Source organism: Erwinia sp. Leaf53, from assembly GCF_001422605.1.
In the GTDB taxonomy this organism is placed as follows: domain Bacteria; phylum Pseudomonadota; class Gammaproteobacteria; order Enterobacterales; family Enterobacteriaceae; genus Erwinia.
Map to the genome: position 1 here is coordinate 231356 of NZ_LMLK01000012.1, position 14903 is coordinate 246258.

Annotated in this window: 14 protein-coding genes; 12 read left to right on the forward strand and 2 right to left on the reverse strand. The window is 61.1% G+C overall.

Features of this window, described 5'->3' with window-relative positions:
- Positions 1 to 281: 281 nt before the first annotated feature.
- Complete coding sequence (locus tag ASF13_RS09825) at positions 282 to 1838, forward strand: methyl-accepting chemotaxis protein (RefSeq protein WP_056235476.1); 1557 nt, start codon at positions 282 to 284, stop codon at positions 1836 to 1838.
- A 170-nt stretch (positions 1839 to 2008) separates the two neighbouring features.
- Here ASF13_RS09825 and fbp read toward each other — a convergent pair whose 3' ends face one another.
- Entirely contained in the window at positions 2009 to 3007 is a 999-nt protein-coding gene (gene fbp, locus ASF13_RS09830; RefSeq protein ID WP_056235478.1) for a class 1 fructose-bisphosphatase, read from the reverse strand.
- Between the two features lie 167 nt (positions 3008 to 3174).
- On the opposite strand from fbp, the gene mpl reads away from it, so the two are divergent.
- On the forward strand, positions 3175 to 4530 hold the full coding sequence (mpl, locus tag ASF13_RS09835) for a UDP-N-acetylmuramate:L-alanyl-gamma-D-glutamyl-meso-diaminopimelate ligase (RefSeq protein ID WP_056235480.1): 1356 nt from the start codon (positions 3175 to 3177) through the stop codon (positions 4528 to 4530).
- Positions 4531 to 4664: 134 nt separating this feature from the next.
- Here the strand turns inward: mpl and yjgA are convergent, their stop codons facing one another.
- Positions 4665 to 5210 (reverse strand): ribosome biogenesis factor YjgA, encoded by a 546-nt coding sequence (gene yjgA / locus ASF13_RS09840; protein WP_056235483.1) that lies wholly within the window; start codon positions 5208 to 5210, stop codon positions 4665 to 4667.
- Positions 5211 to 5360: 150 nt separating this feature from the next.
- On the opposite strand from yjgA, the gene pmbA reads away from it, so the two are divergent.
- From pmbA to ASF13_RS09890, 10 genes are all read left to right on the forward strand, one after another.
- A complete protein-coding gene (gene pmbA / locus ASF13_RS09845) occupies positions 5361 to 6701 on the forward strand; it encodes a metalloprotease PmbA (RefSeq protein WP_056235486.1) in 1341 nt (446 codons plus the stop codon).
- A gap of 94 nt (positions 6702 to 6795) precedes the next feature.
- Positions 6796 to 7806, forward strand: coding sequence for a substrate-binding domain-containing protein (locus ASF13_RS09850; RefSeq protein ID WP_056235490.1), 1011 nt, complete (start codon positions 6796 to 6798; stop codon positions 7804 to 7806).
- Positions 7807 to 7982: 176 nt separating this feature from the next.
- Positions 7983 to 10112, forward strand: coding sequence for an alpha-galactosidase (locus ASF13_RS09855; RefSeq protein WP_056235493.1), 2130 nt, complete (start codon positions 7983 to 7985; stop codon positions 10110 to 10112).
- 81 nt (positions 10113 to 10193) lie between these two features.
- The gene (locus tag ASF13_RS09860) at positions 10194 to 11453 is read left to right on the forward strand and encodes an MFS transporter (RefSeq protein WP_056235496.1); all 1260 of its coding nucleotides are present in this window, start codon (positions 10194 to 10196) and stop codon (positions 11451 to 11453) included.
- Between the two features lie 203 nt (positions 11454 to 11656).
- Positions 11657 to 12043 carry a cytochrome b562 gene (cybC, locus tag ASF13_RS09865; RefSeq protein WP_056235499.1) on the forward strand — a complete coding sequence of 129 codons (387 nt, stop codon included), beginning with the start codon at positions 11657 to 11659 and terminating at the stop codon, positions 12041 to 12043.
- 346 nt (positions 12044 to 12389) lie between these two features.
- On the forward strand, positions 12390 to 12728 hold the full coding sequence (locus ASF13_RS24905; protein ID WP_056235503.1) for a glycine dehydrogenase: 339 nt from the start codon (positions 12390 to 12392) through the stop codon (positions 12726 to 12728).
- A 50-nt stretch (positions 12729 to 12778) separates the two neighbouring features.
- Complete coding sequence (locus ASF13_RS09875; protein ID WP_056235504.1) at positions 12779 to 13141, forward strand: SFCGS family glycine-rich protein; 363 nt, start codon at positions 12779 to 12781, stop codon at positions 13139 to 13141.
- Positions 13138 to 13437, forward strand: coding sequence for a DUF4312 family protein (locus ASF13_RS09880; protein ID WP_056235507.1), 300 nt, complete (start codon positions 13138 to 13140; stop codon positions 13435 to 13437). Before ASF13_RS09875 ends, ASF13_RS09880 begins: the two co-directional genes overlap by 4 nt.
- 31 nt (positions 13438 to 13468) lie before the next feature.
- Positions 13469 to 14245 (forward strand): DUF4311 domain-containing protein, encoded by a 777-nt coding sequence (locus ASF13_RS09885; RefSeq protein WP_056235510.1) that lies wholly within the window; start codon positions 13469 to 13471, stop codon positions 14243 to 14245.
- A gap of 11 nt (positions 14246 to 14256) precedes the next feature.
- Positions 14257 to 14901, forward strand: a complete 645-nt coding sequence (locus ASF13_RS09890; protein WP_056235513.1) for a DUF4310 family protein — start codon at positions 14257 to 14259, stop codon at positions 14899 to 14901.
- The last annotated feature ends 2 nt before the right edge of the window (positions 14902 to 14903 follow it).

Below are 14903 nucleotides of genomic sequence, written 5' to 3' on the forward strand. Positions count from 1 at the left end.
TGCTGACCACGCGGCAGAGCGCCTCAGGTGACGAGTGGATTTAGCTTAATCATAAAGTATTAATTTTATTTGTTGTTTTACGTGATGATCATTCTACGGTTAATCGCGATATTTAATTCTATTTGCTTATTTTTCCATGTTTTTTATCAATGAAGTCCATGTGATCTGTATGTTAACCTTCAAGAATCATCATAAGTTATAAAGTTAAGTTGGTTTATTGCCGATAACTGCGTCGTTTTTAGTACCAGGAATAACCAGACTCACCAATCGGGAAAATAATCATGCTAAAAAAAATCTCAATCCGCACCGGGCTGTTAGTGTTACTGGCCACCATGACGCTGCTGCTGCTGCTGGTCAGCGTAATGGGCATCACCGCCATTCACAAAGGCAACAAATCACTGGACGCCATTCAGCGCATTCAGGGGGTAGAACTTAACGCGCTCTACATTACCAACGGCACCCTGCTGCGCACGCGCGCTACGGCCGCACAGGCGATACGGGAGCTGGAGATCGGTCGCCACGATCGTTATGCCGCTACGGTCAAACGCACCGCCAGCTATGCGGAAAAGTCGCAGCAAGAGATGCAGAAATTTATTGAGGCCGGGACTGTGACCGCTCACGGTAAAAAGCTGGCGGAGGCCATCGCCGCCAGCTATGCGGTCTATTTTGATACCGGTATCGCCCCGCTGGTCGCCGCACTGCAAAAAGAGGACATCGGTAGCTACTACGCGCTGCTGGAGGGAAACATCTCCGATCTGGCGGTGACATTTGCCAACACGGTGGCCGATTTTGACGTCTACGCAGACGAGGTCAGCGCGCAGCAGCTGGCGCAGGCTGCGCATAACCAGCGGCTGATGAAGCTGCTGATCGCGGTAAGCGGCGTGCTGACCCTGCTGCTGGTGGCGCTGTCCTGGTGGCTGCTGCGTGCGCTGCTGCTGCAACCGCTGGATCGGGCGATTGAACACCTGGAATATGTCGCCGACGGCGATCTCACCCAGCCGCTGCCCGCCGGCGGTAAAAACGAACTGGGCCGGCTGAACGCCGCGCTGGCGAGCATGCAGCAGTCGCTGCTGAACTCGGTCAGCCAGGTGCGTGACGCCAGCCTGCAGATTGACGTCGGCAGCCGCGAACTGGCCGCCGGCAACCTCAACCTGTCGCAGCGTACCGAAGAGTCGGCCGCTTCGCTGGAAGAGACCGCCGCCAGCATGGAGCAGCTCACCGCCACCGTGCAGCAGAACGCCGAGAATGCCCGTCAGGCTCACCAGCTGGCGCGTTCGGTCTCTGATACAGCCGACCGCGGCGCGGAAGTAGTGTGCTACGTGATGGAAAAAATGGCCGAGATCACCAACAGCTCGCAGCGCATCGGTGACATTCTCGAAGTGATTGACGGCATTGCCTTCCAGACCAATATCCTGGCGTTGAACGCCTCGGTGGAGGCCGCACGCGCCGGTGAACAGGGGCGGGGCTTTGCGGTGGTCGCCAATGAGGTTCGCACGCTGGCGCAGCGCAGCGCCACCGCAGCCAAAGAGATCCGCACGCTGATCGGTGATTCACAGGCGCGGGTCAACGAAGGCAACAGCATGGCCACCAAAGCCGGCGAGACGATGGATGAGATCTCCAGCGAAGTGATGCGGGTGACCACGCTGATGAAGGAGATCTCCAGCGCCTCCGACGAGCAGCGTAACGGCATTGAGCAGGTCAATCAGGCGGTAACGCAGATGGACGAGGTGGCGCAGCAGAACGCCGCGCTGGTGGAAGAAGCGGCGGCGGCCACCCAGTCGCTGGAAGAGCAGGCGCGTCAGCTGGTAGAGACCATGGCGGTGTTTAAGGTGGCCTGACAGGTCCCGTAGCCCGATAAAGGCGAAGCTGACGTATCGCCTTTATCGGGCGTAATGCATGATGATAGCGATGTCAGGAAGCAGGAGCCCGGCAGCTGGTCGGTTAAGCAGGCAGTAGTGGTTGGTCAGGCAGGAAGATGCCGGGCGACCCGCAGGCCGCCCGTCCGGAATCAGTTGTCCGGGTACTCGCGCAGGAAGCGCTCAAGGTCATTGACCATATCTTCGTTGCCGGTGAAGAACGGGCAGCGTTCGTGCAGCGCGGACGGCTGCAGATCGAGAATACGGTTTTTACCGTCGGTGGCTTTACCGCCCGCCTGCTCGGCGAGGAAGGCCATCGGGTTGCACTCATACAGCAGGCGCAGCTTGCCTTTCGGGTGGCTGGCGGTGCTCGGGTAGAGGTAGATGCCGCCCTTCAGCAGGTTGCGGTGGAAGTCTGCCACCAGCGAGCCGATATAACGGGTGGTATATGGGCGATGGGTAGCCTCATCTTCCGCCTGGCAGTACTTCAGGTATTTCTTCACGCCCTGCGGGAAGCGGATGTAGTTGCCTTCGTTGATCGAATAGGTGTAACCCTTCTCCGGGAAGGTCATCTTCTCGGCGCTCAGGCAGAATACGCCCAGCGACGGATCGTAGGTGAAGGCGTGTACGCCCTTACCGGTGGTGTAAACCAGCATGGTGGATGAGCCGTACACCACGTAACCGGCGGCGACCTGCTGGCTGCCCGGCTGCAGGAAATCGGCTTCCGTGACCGGCGTGCCCACCGGCGTAATGCGGCGGTAGATCGAGAAGATGGTACCAACGGAAACGTTTACGTCGATATTCGAAGAGCCGTCGAGCGGGTCCATCAGCACCACGTACTTGCCGTTTTCCACACCTTCAAACATCACGATCTCATCTTCTTCTTCAGACGCGATGCCGGCAACGATGCCGCGCGCCTTCAGTGCCGCCTTCAGCTTTTCGTTGGCGTAGAGGTCCAGCTTCATCTGCTGTTCACCCTGCACGTTCTCTGCGCCGCTGGCGCCGAGAATATCAATCAGGCCGGCTTTGTTGATATCGCGGTGGATGATCTTAGCGCCCAGCTTAATTGCGGAGATTAAAGCGGTCAGTTCACCGGTAGCATGTGGAAAGTCGTGTTGCTTCTCGACGATGAATTCGCCCAACGTTTTCATAACACAATCCCTGAATCTGCGGAGGAGTGGCAGCCTGGTTAACAGAGTGCCTACGTATGTGCACGCAGTTTAGCCGATTGAACGCTAAAGAACATAGGGTAAATCCGTTTCTTCCGCACGATGGCAGCGGTACACTGTGCGGCGAACTTTAAAGGAACGGACTTTTTATGCGTATTCACATCCTCGGTATCTGCGGCACCTTCATGGGCGGTCTGGCGATGCTGGCGCGTGCCCAGGGACATGACGTCACCGGCTCTGATGCCAATGTTTACCCGCCGATGAGCACCCTGCTGGAAAAGCAGGGCATTGATTTAATTCAGGGTTTTGATGTATCCCAGCTCGATCCGGCACCGGACCTGGTGATCATCGGCAACGCGATGACCCGCGGTAATCCCTGCGTGGAAGCGGTGCTGGAACGCAATATTCCGTACCTCTCCGGCCCGCAGTGGCTGCACGATTTTGTGCTGCGTGACCGCTGGGTTATCGCGGTGGCCGGCACCCATGGTAAGACCACTACCGCCGGCATGGCGGCATGGATTTTACAGTCGTGCGGCTATGAACCCGGTTTCATTATCGGTGGCGTGCCGGGCAACTTCGACGTGTCGGCACAGCTGGGCAACAGCCCGTTCTTTGTGATCGAGGCCGATGAGTACGACTGTGCGTTCTTCGACAAACGTTCCAAGTTTGTGCATTACGCGCCGCGTACGCTGATCCTCAATAACCTTGAGTTCGATCACGCCGATATCTTTGACGACCTGCGGGCGATCCAGAAGCAGTTCCATCATCTGGTGCGCATCGTGCCCGGGCAGGGCAAAATCATCCTGCCGGAGAGCGACACGAACCTGAAACAGGTGCTGGCGATGGGCTGCTGGAGCGAGCAGGAGCTGGCAGGTGAACACGGCCAGTGGCAGGCGAAAAAGCTCAACGCAGACGCCTCACGCTGGGAAGTGTGGCTGGCGGGGGAGCGGGTGGCCGAGGTGAACTGGTCGCTGGTGGGCGAACACAACATGCATAACGGGCTGATGGCGATTGCCGCCGCCCGTCACGTTGGCGTGAAGCCGGAAGACGCCGGCCGGGCGCTGGACAGCTTTATCAACGCCCGTCGCCGGCTGGAACTGCGCGGCGAAAGCAAAGGCATCAAGGTCTATGATGACTTTGCCCACCACCCGACCGCCATTCTGGCCACGCTGGCGGCGCTGCGCAGCAAAGTTGGCGGCACCGCGCGTATCCTGGCGGTACTGGAGCCGCGCTCCAATACCATGAAGATGGGCGTGAATAAGGTCGATCTGGCCCCGTCGCTCGGGCGCGCCGACGAAGTGTTCCTGTTCCAGCCGCACCACATTCCATGGCAGGTGTCTGAGGTGGCAGAAGCCTGCGTGCAGCCGGCCCACTGGAGTGCGGATATTGATGCGCTGGTGGAGATGATTGCCAGAAAAGCCCAGCCGGGCGACACCATTCTGGTGATGAGCAACGGCGGCTTTGGCGGTATTCATCAGAAGCTGCTGGACAGGCTGGCGAAGTAGGGGGGAGCGGGCTCAATCCTGCCGGGCTGAGCCACCCACAGCCCGGCAGGAGCAGTGATAAACCGACGCTGGATGGCTATGGAGATAGCGTCAGGCGTACCGGTTTGTCACCGCCCGTTGCCGCGCAGGCAGGACTACTGTGCTTCGGCCAGCTCGCGCAGATACTGGAAGATCTGACGGTAGGCTTTCGGCGGCTTGTTGGCCGCTTTCTCTTTCTGCGCGTTGCGGATCATCGCACGCAGCTGCTGGCGGTCGGCGTCCGGGTAGAGGTTCAGCACCTCAGCCACCGCGTCATCACCCTGTTCTACCAGGCGATCGCGCAGCACTTCCAGCTTGTGGAACAGCGACACCTGCTGGTTGTGGCGGTTCTTCAGCTTGTCCAGCGCGGTACGGATCGGCTCAACGTCGCGCGAGCGCAGCATCTTACCGATCAGCTGCATCTGGCGGCGACGGCCCTCTTTTTTGATTTTCTGCGCCAGCTCAATGGCGGTACGCAGATCGTCATCCAGCGGCAGTTTATCCAGGGAGTTGCTTCCCAGATCTACCATCTCTCCGCCGAGGCGTTTCAGCTCTTCGGCATCACGTTTAATTTCACTTTTACTGACCCAGATAATCTCGTCGTCTTCTTGTTCTTCGTTATCGGGTACGTCATCGAGCCAGTCGTCGGGCTGCTTGGTCATGGTTAGGCTCCTGAAAAAGAGGCTAATGCTATCAGGTTACGCCGCTACTGCGAAATTGTTCTCTGAGTCTGTTAGACTCAAATCAATCGTTATCACCCAGTCGCGGTTTGCTCAGCGTTGAAATCGCACTGTTAATTATATGGCAGGCCAATGAAATTACTCTCACAGGTTGCAGAACAGCGTAAGATCCTTGAACAGGCGGTGGCCACCGCGCTGGAGCTGGCGCAGGCCGGCTCTGACGGTGCCGAAGTCGCGGTCAGTAAAACCACCGGCATCAGCGTCAGCACCCGCTACAGCGAAGTGGAAAACGTTGAGTTCAACAGCGATGGCGCGCTGGGCATCACCGTTTATCATCAAAACCGCAAGGGCAGCGCATCGTCCACCGATCTCAGCCCCGAGGCGATCAAACGTACCGTGCAGGCGGCGATCGACATTGCCCGCTACACCTCGGCCGATCCTTACGCCGGCGTGGCGGATCGCGATCTGCTGGCCTTCGACGCACCGGATCTCGATCTGTTCCATCCGACGGAGATCGACGCCGATCGGGCGATCGAACTGGCCGCCCGCGCGGAAGAGGCGTCGCTGAAGGCGGATACGCGCATCACCAACACCGAAGGCGGCAGCTTTAACAGCCACGTCGGCATCAAAGTGTTCGGCAACAGCCACGGGATGCTGCAGGGCTACTGCTCCAGCCGCCACTCGCTCTCCAGCTGCGTGATCGCCGAACATAACGGCGATATGGAGCGTGATTACGCCTACACCATTGGCCGCGCCATTGAAGACCTCAGGTCGCCGGAGTGGGTCGGGGAAGAGTGCGCGCGCCGCACCCTGTCAAGGTTGTCCCCGCGCAAGCTGTCGACCATGAAAGCGCCGGTGCTGTTCGCGGCGGAAGTGGCCACCGGGCTGTTTGGCCATCTGGTCGGCGCGATCAGCGGCGGCAGCGTTTACCGTAAATCGACCTTCCTGCTCGACTCGATGGGCCAGCAGATCCTGCCGGAATGGCTGACCATTGAAGAGCAGCCGCACCTGCTGAAAGGGCTGGCGTCGACGCCGTTCGACAGCGAAGGCGTGCGCACCACGGCGCGTGACATCGTCAAAGACGGCGTGCTGCAGACCTGGCTGATGACCAGCTATTCGGCGCGCAAGCTGGGGCTGCAGACCACCGGCCACGCCGGCGGCATCCACAACTGGCGCATTGCCGGCCAGGGCCACAGCTTTGAACAGCTGCTGAAGCAGCTGGGCACCGGCCTGGTGGTCACCGAGCTGATGGGCTCGGCGATCAGCGGGCTGACCGGCGACTATTCGCGCGGCGCGTCCGGCTTCTGGGTGGAAAATGGTGAAATCCAGTACCCGGTCAGCGAAGTGACCATCGCCGGCAACCTGCGCGATATGTGGCGCAATATGGTGACCATCGGCAGCGATATCGAAACCCGCAGCAATATCCAGTGTGGCTCTGTCCTGCTGCCGGAGATGAAAATCGCCGGTCAGTAGTCTGCCCGTCTGCCATCGCGCGCAGGGCGGCCACTCACTCAGCTGGCCGCCCTGTTCAACGCGGCGATGCGCGCCCTTTATTCGGTAAAACATTATGTCTCTGAAGGTTATCTCGCAAAATCTTGGGCTGTCGATCGCGGCGGTGAGCCGGGCGCTGAACGGCCACAGCGATATCTCGGAAGAGACGCGCAGGCTGATCCAGGCCGAAGCGGCGCGGATTGGCTACCAGCCCAACACCAACGCCCAGCGGCTGAAAAAGGGCAAGAGCGACGCGGTGGGGCTGGTCTATCCTTACGCCTCCTCGCTGAGCAACGACTACTTCTTTGCCATGGTGGGGGCGATCGGCCACCATCTGGCGGCCAGCGGCGTGGATTTACTGCTGATCACCGACGATCGTCACGATCAGGGGCAGTCGTTTATGCGCCTGCTGGACAGCCGGCGGATCGATGCGCTGATCGTCGCCCATACCCTGGAGCATGATCCGCGCCTGACGCTGCTGCAGCAGAAAAACCTGCCGTTTCTGGCGCTCGGACGCAGCCAGCTGCCGCAGCCTTACGCCTGGTTTGACTTCGATAACCAGCAGGGGGCCTGCATGGCCACCGAGCATCTGATCGCCCTTGGGCACCGGCGCATTGCCATGCTCAGCGAAGACCGTGAGCAGGCGTTTATCCTGCAGCGCCGTGCCGGCTACCGTGATGCGCTGCAGCGCCACGGGCTGTCGCCTGACGTCGGGTTCCGCGCGGTGGACGCCACGCGCCGCGCCGGCTACCGCGCCACGCTGGAGCTGCTGGCGCAGCACTCCCCGCCGACGGCGATCCTCACCGACGGCAATATTCAGGGCGAAGGGGCGGTGGCCGCCCTGCGCGAAGCGGGAAGGCTGACCGGGCCGGATGCGATCGCGCTGGTTATCTATGACGGCCTGCCGGACGACTCGCTGAATAATATTGACGCCACCGCCGTGGTGCAGTCGACGCGCGAGGAGATCGGTGCGCAGATTGCACGCATGACCCTGGCGCTGATCGCCGGTGAACCGGCCGGGTCGATCCAGGTGCTGTGGCAGCCGGTGCTGCGCCAGGGGATCACCACCTTTCCCTGCACAGGCTGAGCTTTTCCCCGCCGTTTAACGCCTGAACTCCCCTGTTTCAGCGTGATATACCCTGATTAACGCTTTACGCCAGTAATGGCGTTTTTTTTAACGCAATCACATTTCTTAAACGTTTAAGTTGATCACTTAAACGTTTAAGATCAACTATGGCCTCATCAATGACACAGGGGCCAGATATGAATAACGATATTGTACGACTGCGCAGCGCCACCAGCGATCTGGTGGTGCGCTGCCGACCTTACGCCGAAATAGTCTACTGGGGACCGACGCTGGCATGCTTCTCCGCCGAGGACGTGCAGGCGCTGCAGCGCCCGATTGCCAACGGCAGGCTGGACGTCGACCTGCCGCTGACGCTGGCGATGGAGTACGGGCGCGGCCAGTTTGGCTCCCCCGGCATTGAGGGGCACCGCGAGGGGCTGGACGCCGCACCCATTTTTACCACCAGCGCGGTGGCGCTGACCGGTGACCTGCTGACCGTCACCGCTGAAGACCCGCAGGCCGGGCTGCGCTTAACCAGCGAGCTGCGTCTCGACGCCGACACCGGCGTGCTGCAGGTGCGCCACACGCTGAAAAACCTGCACGCCCTGCCGTGGCAGCTGCACCGCCTGGCCGTAACGCTGCCGGTGCCGGAGCGCGCTGCCGAGGTGATGGCCTTCCACGGCCGCTGGCTCAGGGAGTTCCACACCCACCGCGTTAACCTGGCGCACGGCGGCTTTATCCAGGAGAGCCGCCGCGGGCGCAGCTCCCACGAATACTTCCCGGGCTTTGTGCTGGGCGATACGGGCTTCAGCGAGCAGCGCGGCGAAGTCTGGGGCGTTCACCTCGCCTGGAGCGGCAACCACCGCCTGCGTGCCGACATCAAAACCGATGGCCGCCGCGTGGTGCAGGCGGAAGCGCTCTACCTGCCGGGAGAGATCGCGCTGGAAGAGGGGGCGGAGTTCTCCACGCCGTGGGTCTGTGCCACCCGCTCTGCCAACGGCCTGAACGGTATGAGCCAGGCGTTTCACGCGTGGCTGCGCCAGGCGCGGATCCCCTTTTCCGCCGGTGCCACCCGTCCGGTGCACCTCAATACCTGGGAAGGCATCTACTTCGATCACGATCCGGAATACATCATGCAGATGGCAAGCCGTGCCGCCGCGATCGGCGTCGAGCGCTTTATCATCGACGACGGCTGGTTCCGCGGCCGTGACCACGACCAGGCCGGCCTCGGCGACTGGTATCTCGATGAGAAAAAATATCCGGCGGGGCTGATGCCGGTAATCGACCACGTCCGGCGGCTCGGCATGGCGTTCGGCATCTGGGTTGAGCCGGAGATGATCAACCCGGACTCCGATCTGTTCCGCGCGCATCCCGACTGGGTGCTGCAGCTGCCGGGCTATCAGCAGCCGACCGGCCGCTATCAGTACGTCCTCGACCTCAGCAATCCCGAGGTGTTTGAGTATCTGCTGGAGCGCCTGAGCTGGCTGCTGGGCAGCCATCCGATCGCCTACGTGAAGTGGGATATGAACCGTGAGCTGGTGCAGCCGGGCCATCAGGGACGGCTGGCGGCCGATGCGCAGACGAAGCAGTTTTACCGGCTGCTGGATACGCTCAACCAGCGTTTCCCGCAGGTGGAGTTCGAGTCCTGCGCTTCGGGTGGCGGGCGCGTGGACTACGGCGTGCTGGCGCGTACGCCGCGCTTCTGGGTGTCCGACAACAACGACGCGCTGGAGCGGCAGACCATCCAGCGCGGCATGAGCTACTTCTTCCCGCCGGAGGTGATGGGCCAGCATATCGGCCACCGCCGCTGCCACGCCACCCAGCGTCAGCACAGCATCGGCTTCCGCGGGCTGACGGCGCTGTTCGGCCATATGGGCATCGAGCTGGATCCGGTGAAGGCCGATGACGAGGAGCTGGAGGGCTATCGCCACTATATCCAGCTGCATAAAACGCTGCGGCCGCTGCTGCACGGCGGCATCAGCTGGCGGGTGGATATGCCCGACGATTCTGTGCAGGTGAACGGGGTGGTCAGCCAGGACGGTTCGCAGGCGGTGTTTATGCTGGCGCAGCTGCGCATGCTGCGTTACTCGCTGGCCGGCAACCTCTGTTTCCCGGGGCTGCTGCCCGAGGCGCACTACGAGGTGCGCCTGCTGGACGCACCTGAGATTAAAACCGTGCGTGAGGGGGGCGGTGCCATGCGCGACCTGCCCGCCTGGCTGCGCGAACCGCAGGTGGTGTCCGGTGCCTGGCTGATGCAGGCCGGACTGGCACTACCGGTGATTGCACCGGAAAGTGCGCTGTTGATCGGACTGACTCAGGTCCGATAGCAGGGCGCAGATGCACCGACGCTGAACGGCCACCGCCGTGGCCGTTCAGGAAGGCAGAACTCTTTTCGCGGACAAACCCACATGGCTACGACCTCTTGCTACTACAAAAATAACCGCAACTTCTGGATCTTTGGCGCGTTCTTCTTCCTCTACTTCTTTATCATGGCAACCTGCTTCCCGTTCCTGCCGATCTGGCTGCATGAGGTGATCGGCCTGAACAAGACCGACACCGGCATCGTTTTCTCCAGCCTGTCGCTGTTTGCCATCCTGTTCCAGCCGGTGCTCGGGGTACTCTCCGACAAGCTCGGGGTGCGCAAACATCTGCTGTGGGTGATCACCCTGCTGCTGCTGTTTTTCGCGCCGTTCTTCCTCTACGTCTTTGCCCCCCTGCTGAAGCTCAACATCCTGCTCGGCGCGCTGCTGGGGGGGCTGTATATCGGCTTCTCCTTCAGCGCCGGGGCCGGGGCGATTGAGGCCTACGTGGAAAGAGTCAGCCGCCACAGCGCCTTTGAGTACGGCAAAGCGCGCATGTTTGGCTGCTTCGGCTGGGGGATTTGCGCTTCGACCGCCGGCATCCTGTTCAGCGTGGATCCGGACATCGTGTTCTGGATGGGCTCCGGTGCGGCGATCCTGCTGGCGGTGCTGCTGCTGCTGGCGAAAACGGAGACCCGTCAGTCAAGCACGGTGATCGACGCGCTGGGCGCCAACGCCCCCGCGTTTAACTTTGGCCTGGTGACCGGTCTGTTCAGACAGCGTAAATTCTGGCTGCTGGTGCTGTACGTGGTCGGCGTGGCCTGTATCTATGACGTGTTCGATCAGCAGTTCGCCAACTTCTTTAAATCCTTCTTCAGCTCACCGCAGCAGGGTAACCTGGTGTTCGGCTTCGTCACCACCGGCGGTGAACTGGCTAACGCGCTGATTATGTTCCTGTCGCCGTGGATTATTAACCGCATCGGCGCGAAGAACGCGCTGCTGGTGGCCGGCACCATCATGTCGGTGCGCATCCTCGGGTCCGCGTTCGCCACCACGGTGGCGGAAGTGATTATCCTGAAAATGCTGCACGCCTTTGAGGTGCCGTTCCTGCTGATTGGCGTGTTCAAGTATATCGCCGGCACCTTTGATACGCGGCTGTCGGCCACCATCTACCTGGTGGGCTTCCAGTTCTCCAAGCAGCTGATGTCGATTTTCCTCTCGTCGGCGGCGGGGAACCTGTATGACCGCATCGGCTTCAGTCAGACCTATATGATCCTCGGTCTGATTGCCCTGACCTTCACGGTAATCTCGGCCTTTACCTTGTCCGGCGGCGCACGCGGCAGGGTGGCGCTGGGCAGCACCGCCTGACCGCCGGCTGACGCTGGCGCCCGGGAAGTCTGTGACGGCAGCAGAACTTTTCTCAGCCAGCAACACAATCCCCGTTCGACCCTGCAGTTTTTAGGGATATGATGAAGGCGGCCGCTTATCCGGCCGCCTTTTTTGTTCCCATAACAGTCCCCGGCTGCTGCGGCGTTGCCCGCGCAGGATGAGGGGCGCTAAGGACTGAACTGATGCGTAAATTACTGATTGCAATGTTGAGCTCCACCCTGTTATTTACCAGCGTCGCTGCCCTGGCGCAGGACCTGTCTGCCGATATGGACGTGCTGAAAGGCGCTTCCCGTACCGTGCAGAAAACCGATGATAAAGCGGAGATGGTGCGCGCGCTGACCGATATGCGCGCCGCGGCCACCGATGCCAAAACCCAGACGCCGGACAAGCTGCAGGGGCAGGCGGCGGACAGCGAGCAGGTTAAGCAGTACCACGGCCTGCTTGACCAGCTGATTGGCAGGATCGACGCCAGCCTCAGGCTGGCTAACGCCGGTGACCTGGCGGGTGCGAAGGAGCAGGCCAAAGGCTTCGATGCGATCCGCAACGAAGGCCATAAGCAGTTCCGTTAATCCGCAGAGCACTACGCAGCATCACCCCGTCTCTCCGGGCCCGTTAAGGGCCCGTTTTATTTCTCAGCAAACGCATTACCCACCACTTTTCAGAAAAAGCAGCGGATTCACCACAGGTTCAGTGCTGTCTGCGTATTTTCGGTCCCCGTCCCAGACTCAGCCACCTTCAGCTTCAGGCGCTTCTTCAGCTGACGGCACCAGCCATGCGCGTGGGCGGTTTCGTCGCGTTTTGCGATCCTGCGCCCGCCCGTCTGACGGATTTCCGTTTCAAAGTGGAAAAAGTGGTTCTCAACAGCCGCCGTCCGGCTGCGTACTCTGCGGTAACAGCCACAGCAAGGGGAACACCGTGAGTAATGGAACGCAGCCGGCAGAGGCTATCGCCGGGCAGGATCGGGCCATCCGACAGCTGGCAGAGCGGGTACTGGCGCAAATCAGCCGGCTGTATGCCGCGGCAGGCATTCAACCTGACGCCGTTCAGCTGCAGATGCTGACCTCGCACGTTAAGGCGATGGCGCTGCGCTCGGTGACCGGCGAAGCGCTGCCGGAGGTGGAGGCCGAGCTGTTTGACGAGATCTCTCCCGCCTCAATGGCGCTGGCGCAGCAGGTGGTGGATCTGTTCGGCAACCTGCCGGTGGAAGAGGCCTGGCTGCTGTCGGTACATATCGAAGTCGCCACAGAACATTAATCCTCTGCCTGAGCAACGGCTCAGGCGGACAGTCGGACAAGGGGCAATATATGTCACAAATTACGGTAGTGATCGGCGATCGTCTGGGTAAAGGGCAGAAAGTGGCCGCCGGCATCGAAAAAGCGGGCGGGCGCGCGGTGGTGGTGCCCGGCGTGGCGGCGGATATGAAGCTGGGCGACGTGATGAAGGCGGAGAATGCCAGCTTCGGCATCTCGTTCTGCGGCAGCGGCGGCGCGGGGGCAATTACCGCGCAGAATAAATATGGCTACAAGGCGAAGCACGGCATGCGCTCGATCGATGAGGGCGTTACCGCCATTAACGAGGGGGCTACGGTGCTCGGCTTCGGCTTTATGGATAAAGAAGAGCTGGGCGAGCGTCTGGTGCAGGCGTGGCTGAAGAAGTACGGCGGATGAAGGAACATTTCACCACCACGGTGAACGTCAGCGGCAAGGGGGCCAGCAGTGATAAAGCCTTTGCCGACGCCCTGAGCCGCGTGCAGCCGCAGCTGCTGCAGTCGAGCGCAAAGGTGCTGTTGCGCATCGAGCCGCTGGACGTGCAGGTGCTGAGCGCGCAGCTGCAGGTGCGCACCGAAAAGTTTCTGTTCTTCTTTCTGCCGCGCGAACGGCGGCATTACCGCGTTGAGCTGGCGGTTGAAGTCAGCGTCACCGCCATCGATACCGCCCAGGTGAACTTCACCCGCCTCGGCTGACGGCATCCGCAATCACAATAAGGAACAGCTGATGTTTCTGATCGTTCTTTTCAAATCACTGATTATCGGCGGGCTGGTGGGCGTCGGCGTGGGGGCCGGGGCGGCAAGGATGTTTCATGCGCCGACCACCCAGGGCATGGGCGCCTTCCGCACCCTCGGCGAGCTGAACTCCTGCGAGGGCGACCCGGCATCGCACTTCTCGTTCGGCCTCGGGTTCTTCTTTAACGCCTGGGCCTCCTCGGTGGCCGCCGGCTCCTTCACCCAGGACGTTGACCACCGCATTCTGCCCAACTGGGGCGCGGCGGCGCTGATGGTTAAAAACCGCAACGTGGCCGAAACGCTGCACAACCCGAAGAAGATGGCCATCGCCTGCGGCCTGATCGGCATGATCGTCGTGGCGTTCCTCAACTCCACCGCCTCGGCGGTGCCTGCCGCGCTGCAGGTGACGGCGGTCAAGGTGCTGGTGCCGGCGGCTAACCTGCTGGTCAACACGGTGATGCCGGTGATCTTCTGGCTGGCGGCAATCGATGCCGGCAAAAAGTCCGGCTTCTGGGCGACCATCTTCGGCGGCCTCGCGCAGCTGATTATGGGTAACGCGGTGCCGGGGCTGGTGCTGGGCATTCTGATCGGCAAAGGCGTGGAAGAGAGCGGCTGGACGCGGGTCACCAAAGTGATGATGGTGGCAATCGTGCTGCTGTTCGTGCTCAGCGGCTTCTTCCGCGGATTTGACATGAAGCTGCTGGAGTCCTTCCGCCTCGGCGTGCCCGGCTGGCTGGATATGATCCACAACACCCTGAGCGGTAAGTAAGAGGAGCAGGTATGGAAGAGTCAAAAAGCGGTTTCTGGTACGCCGACTGGTCGTTCCCGATCTTTGTCGGCCTGCTCTCATCCGGGGTGTTTGCCGGTACGCACATGTACTACGTCTACGGGCTTGGCGCGTTTAACGAAGTGGCATTTGTCTCGATGCTGCGTGCGGGGATGGAGACCGGCGTCTACGGCGCGGTGGCCGCCTTTGGTGCCAGCTTCCTGTTTGCGCGCATTATCGAAGGTTCGCTGGTCGGCATTCTGGATATCGGCGGCGCGATCCAGACCGGGGTCGGCCTTGGCGTACCGGCGCTGCTGCTGGGTGCCGGGATCGTCTTCCCGGTCGCCAACTTTGCCGCATCGCTGGCCACCGGCCTGGCGGTCGGGCTGGCGATCGGTTACCTGATTATCCTCGCGCGTAAGTTCACCATCAGCAACAGCGACTCCACCTACGGCGCCGACGTGATGATGGGGGCGGGTAACGCTTCCGGGCGTTTCCTCGGCCCGCTGATTATCCTGTCGGCGATGAGCGCCTCGATCCCGATCGGCCTCGGATCGCTGGCCGGATCGCTGCTGTTCTATCTGTGGAACAAACCGATTACCGGTGGGGCGATCCTCGGCGCGATGGCACTGGGCGCGCTGTTCCCGATCTCGCTGTAACG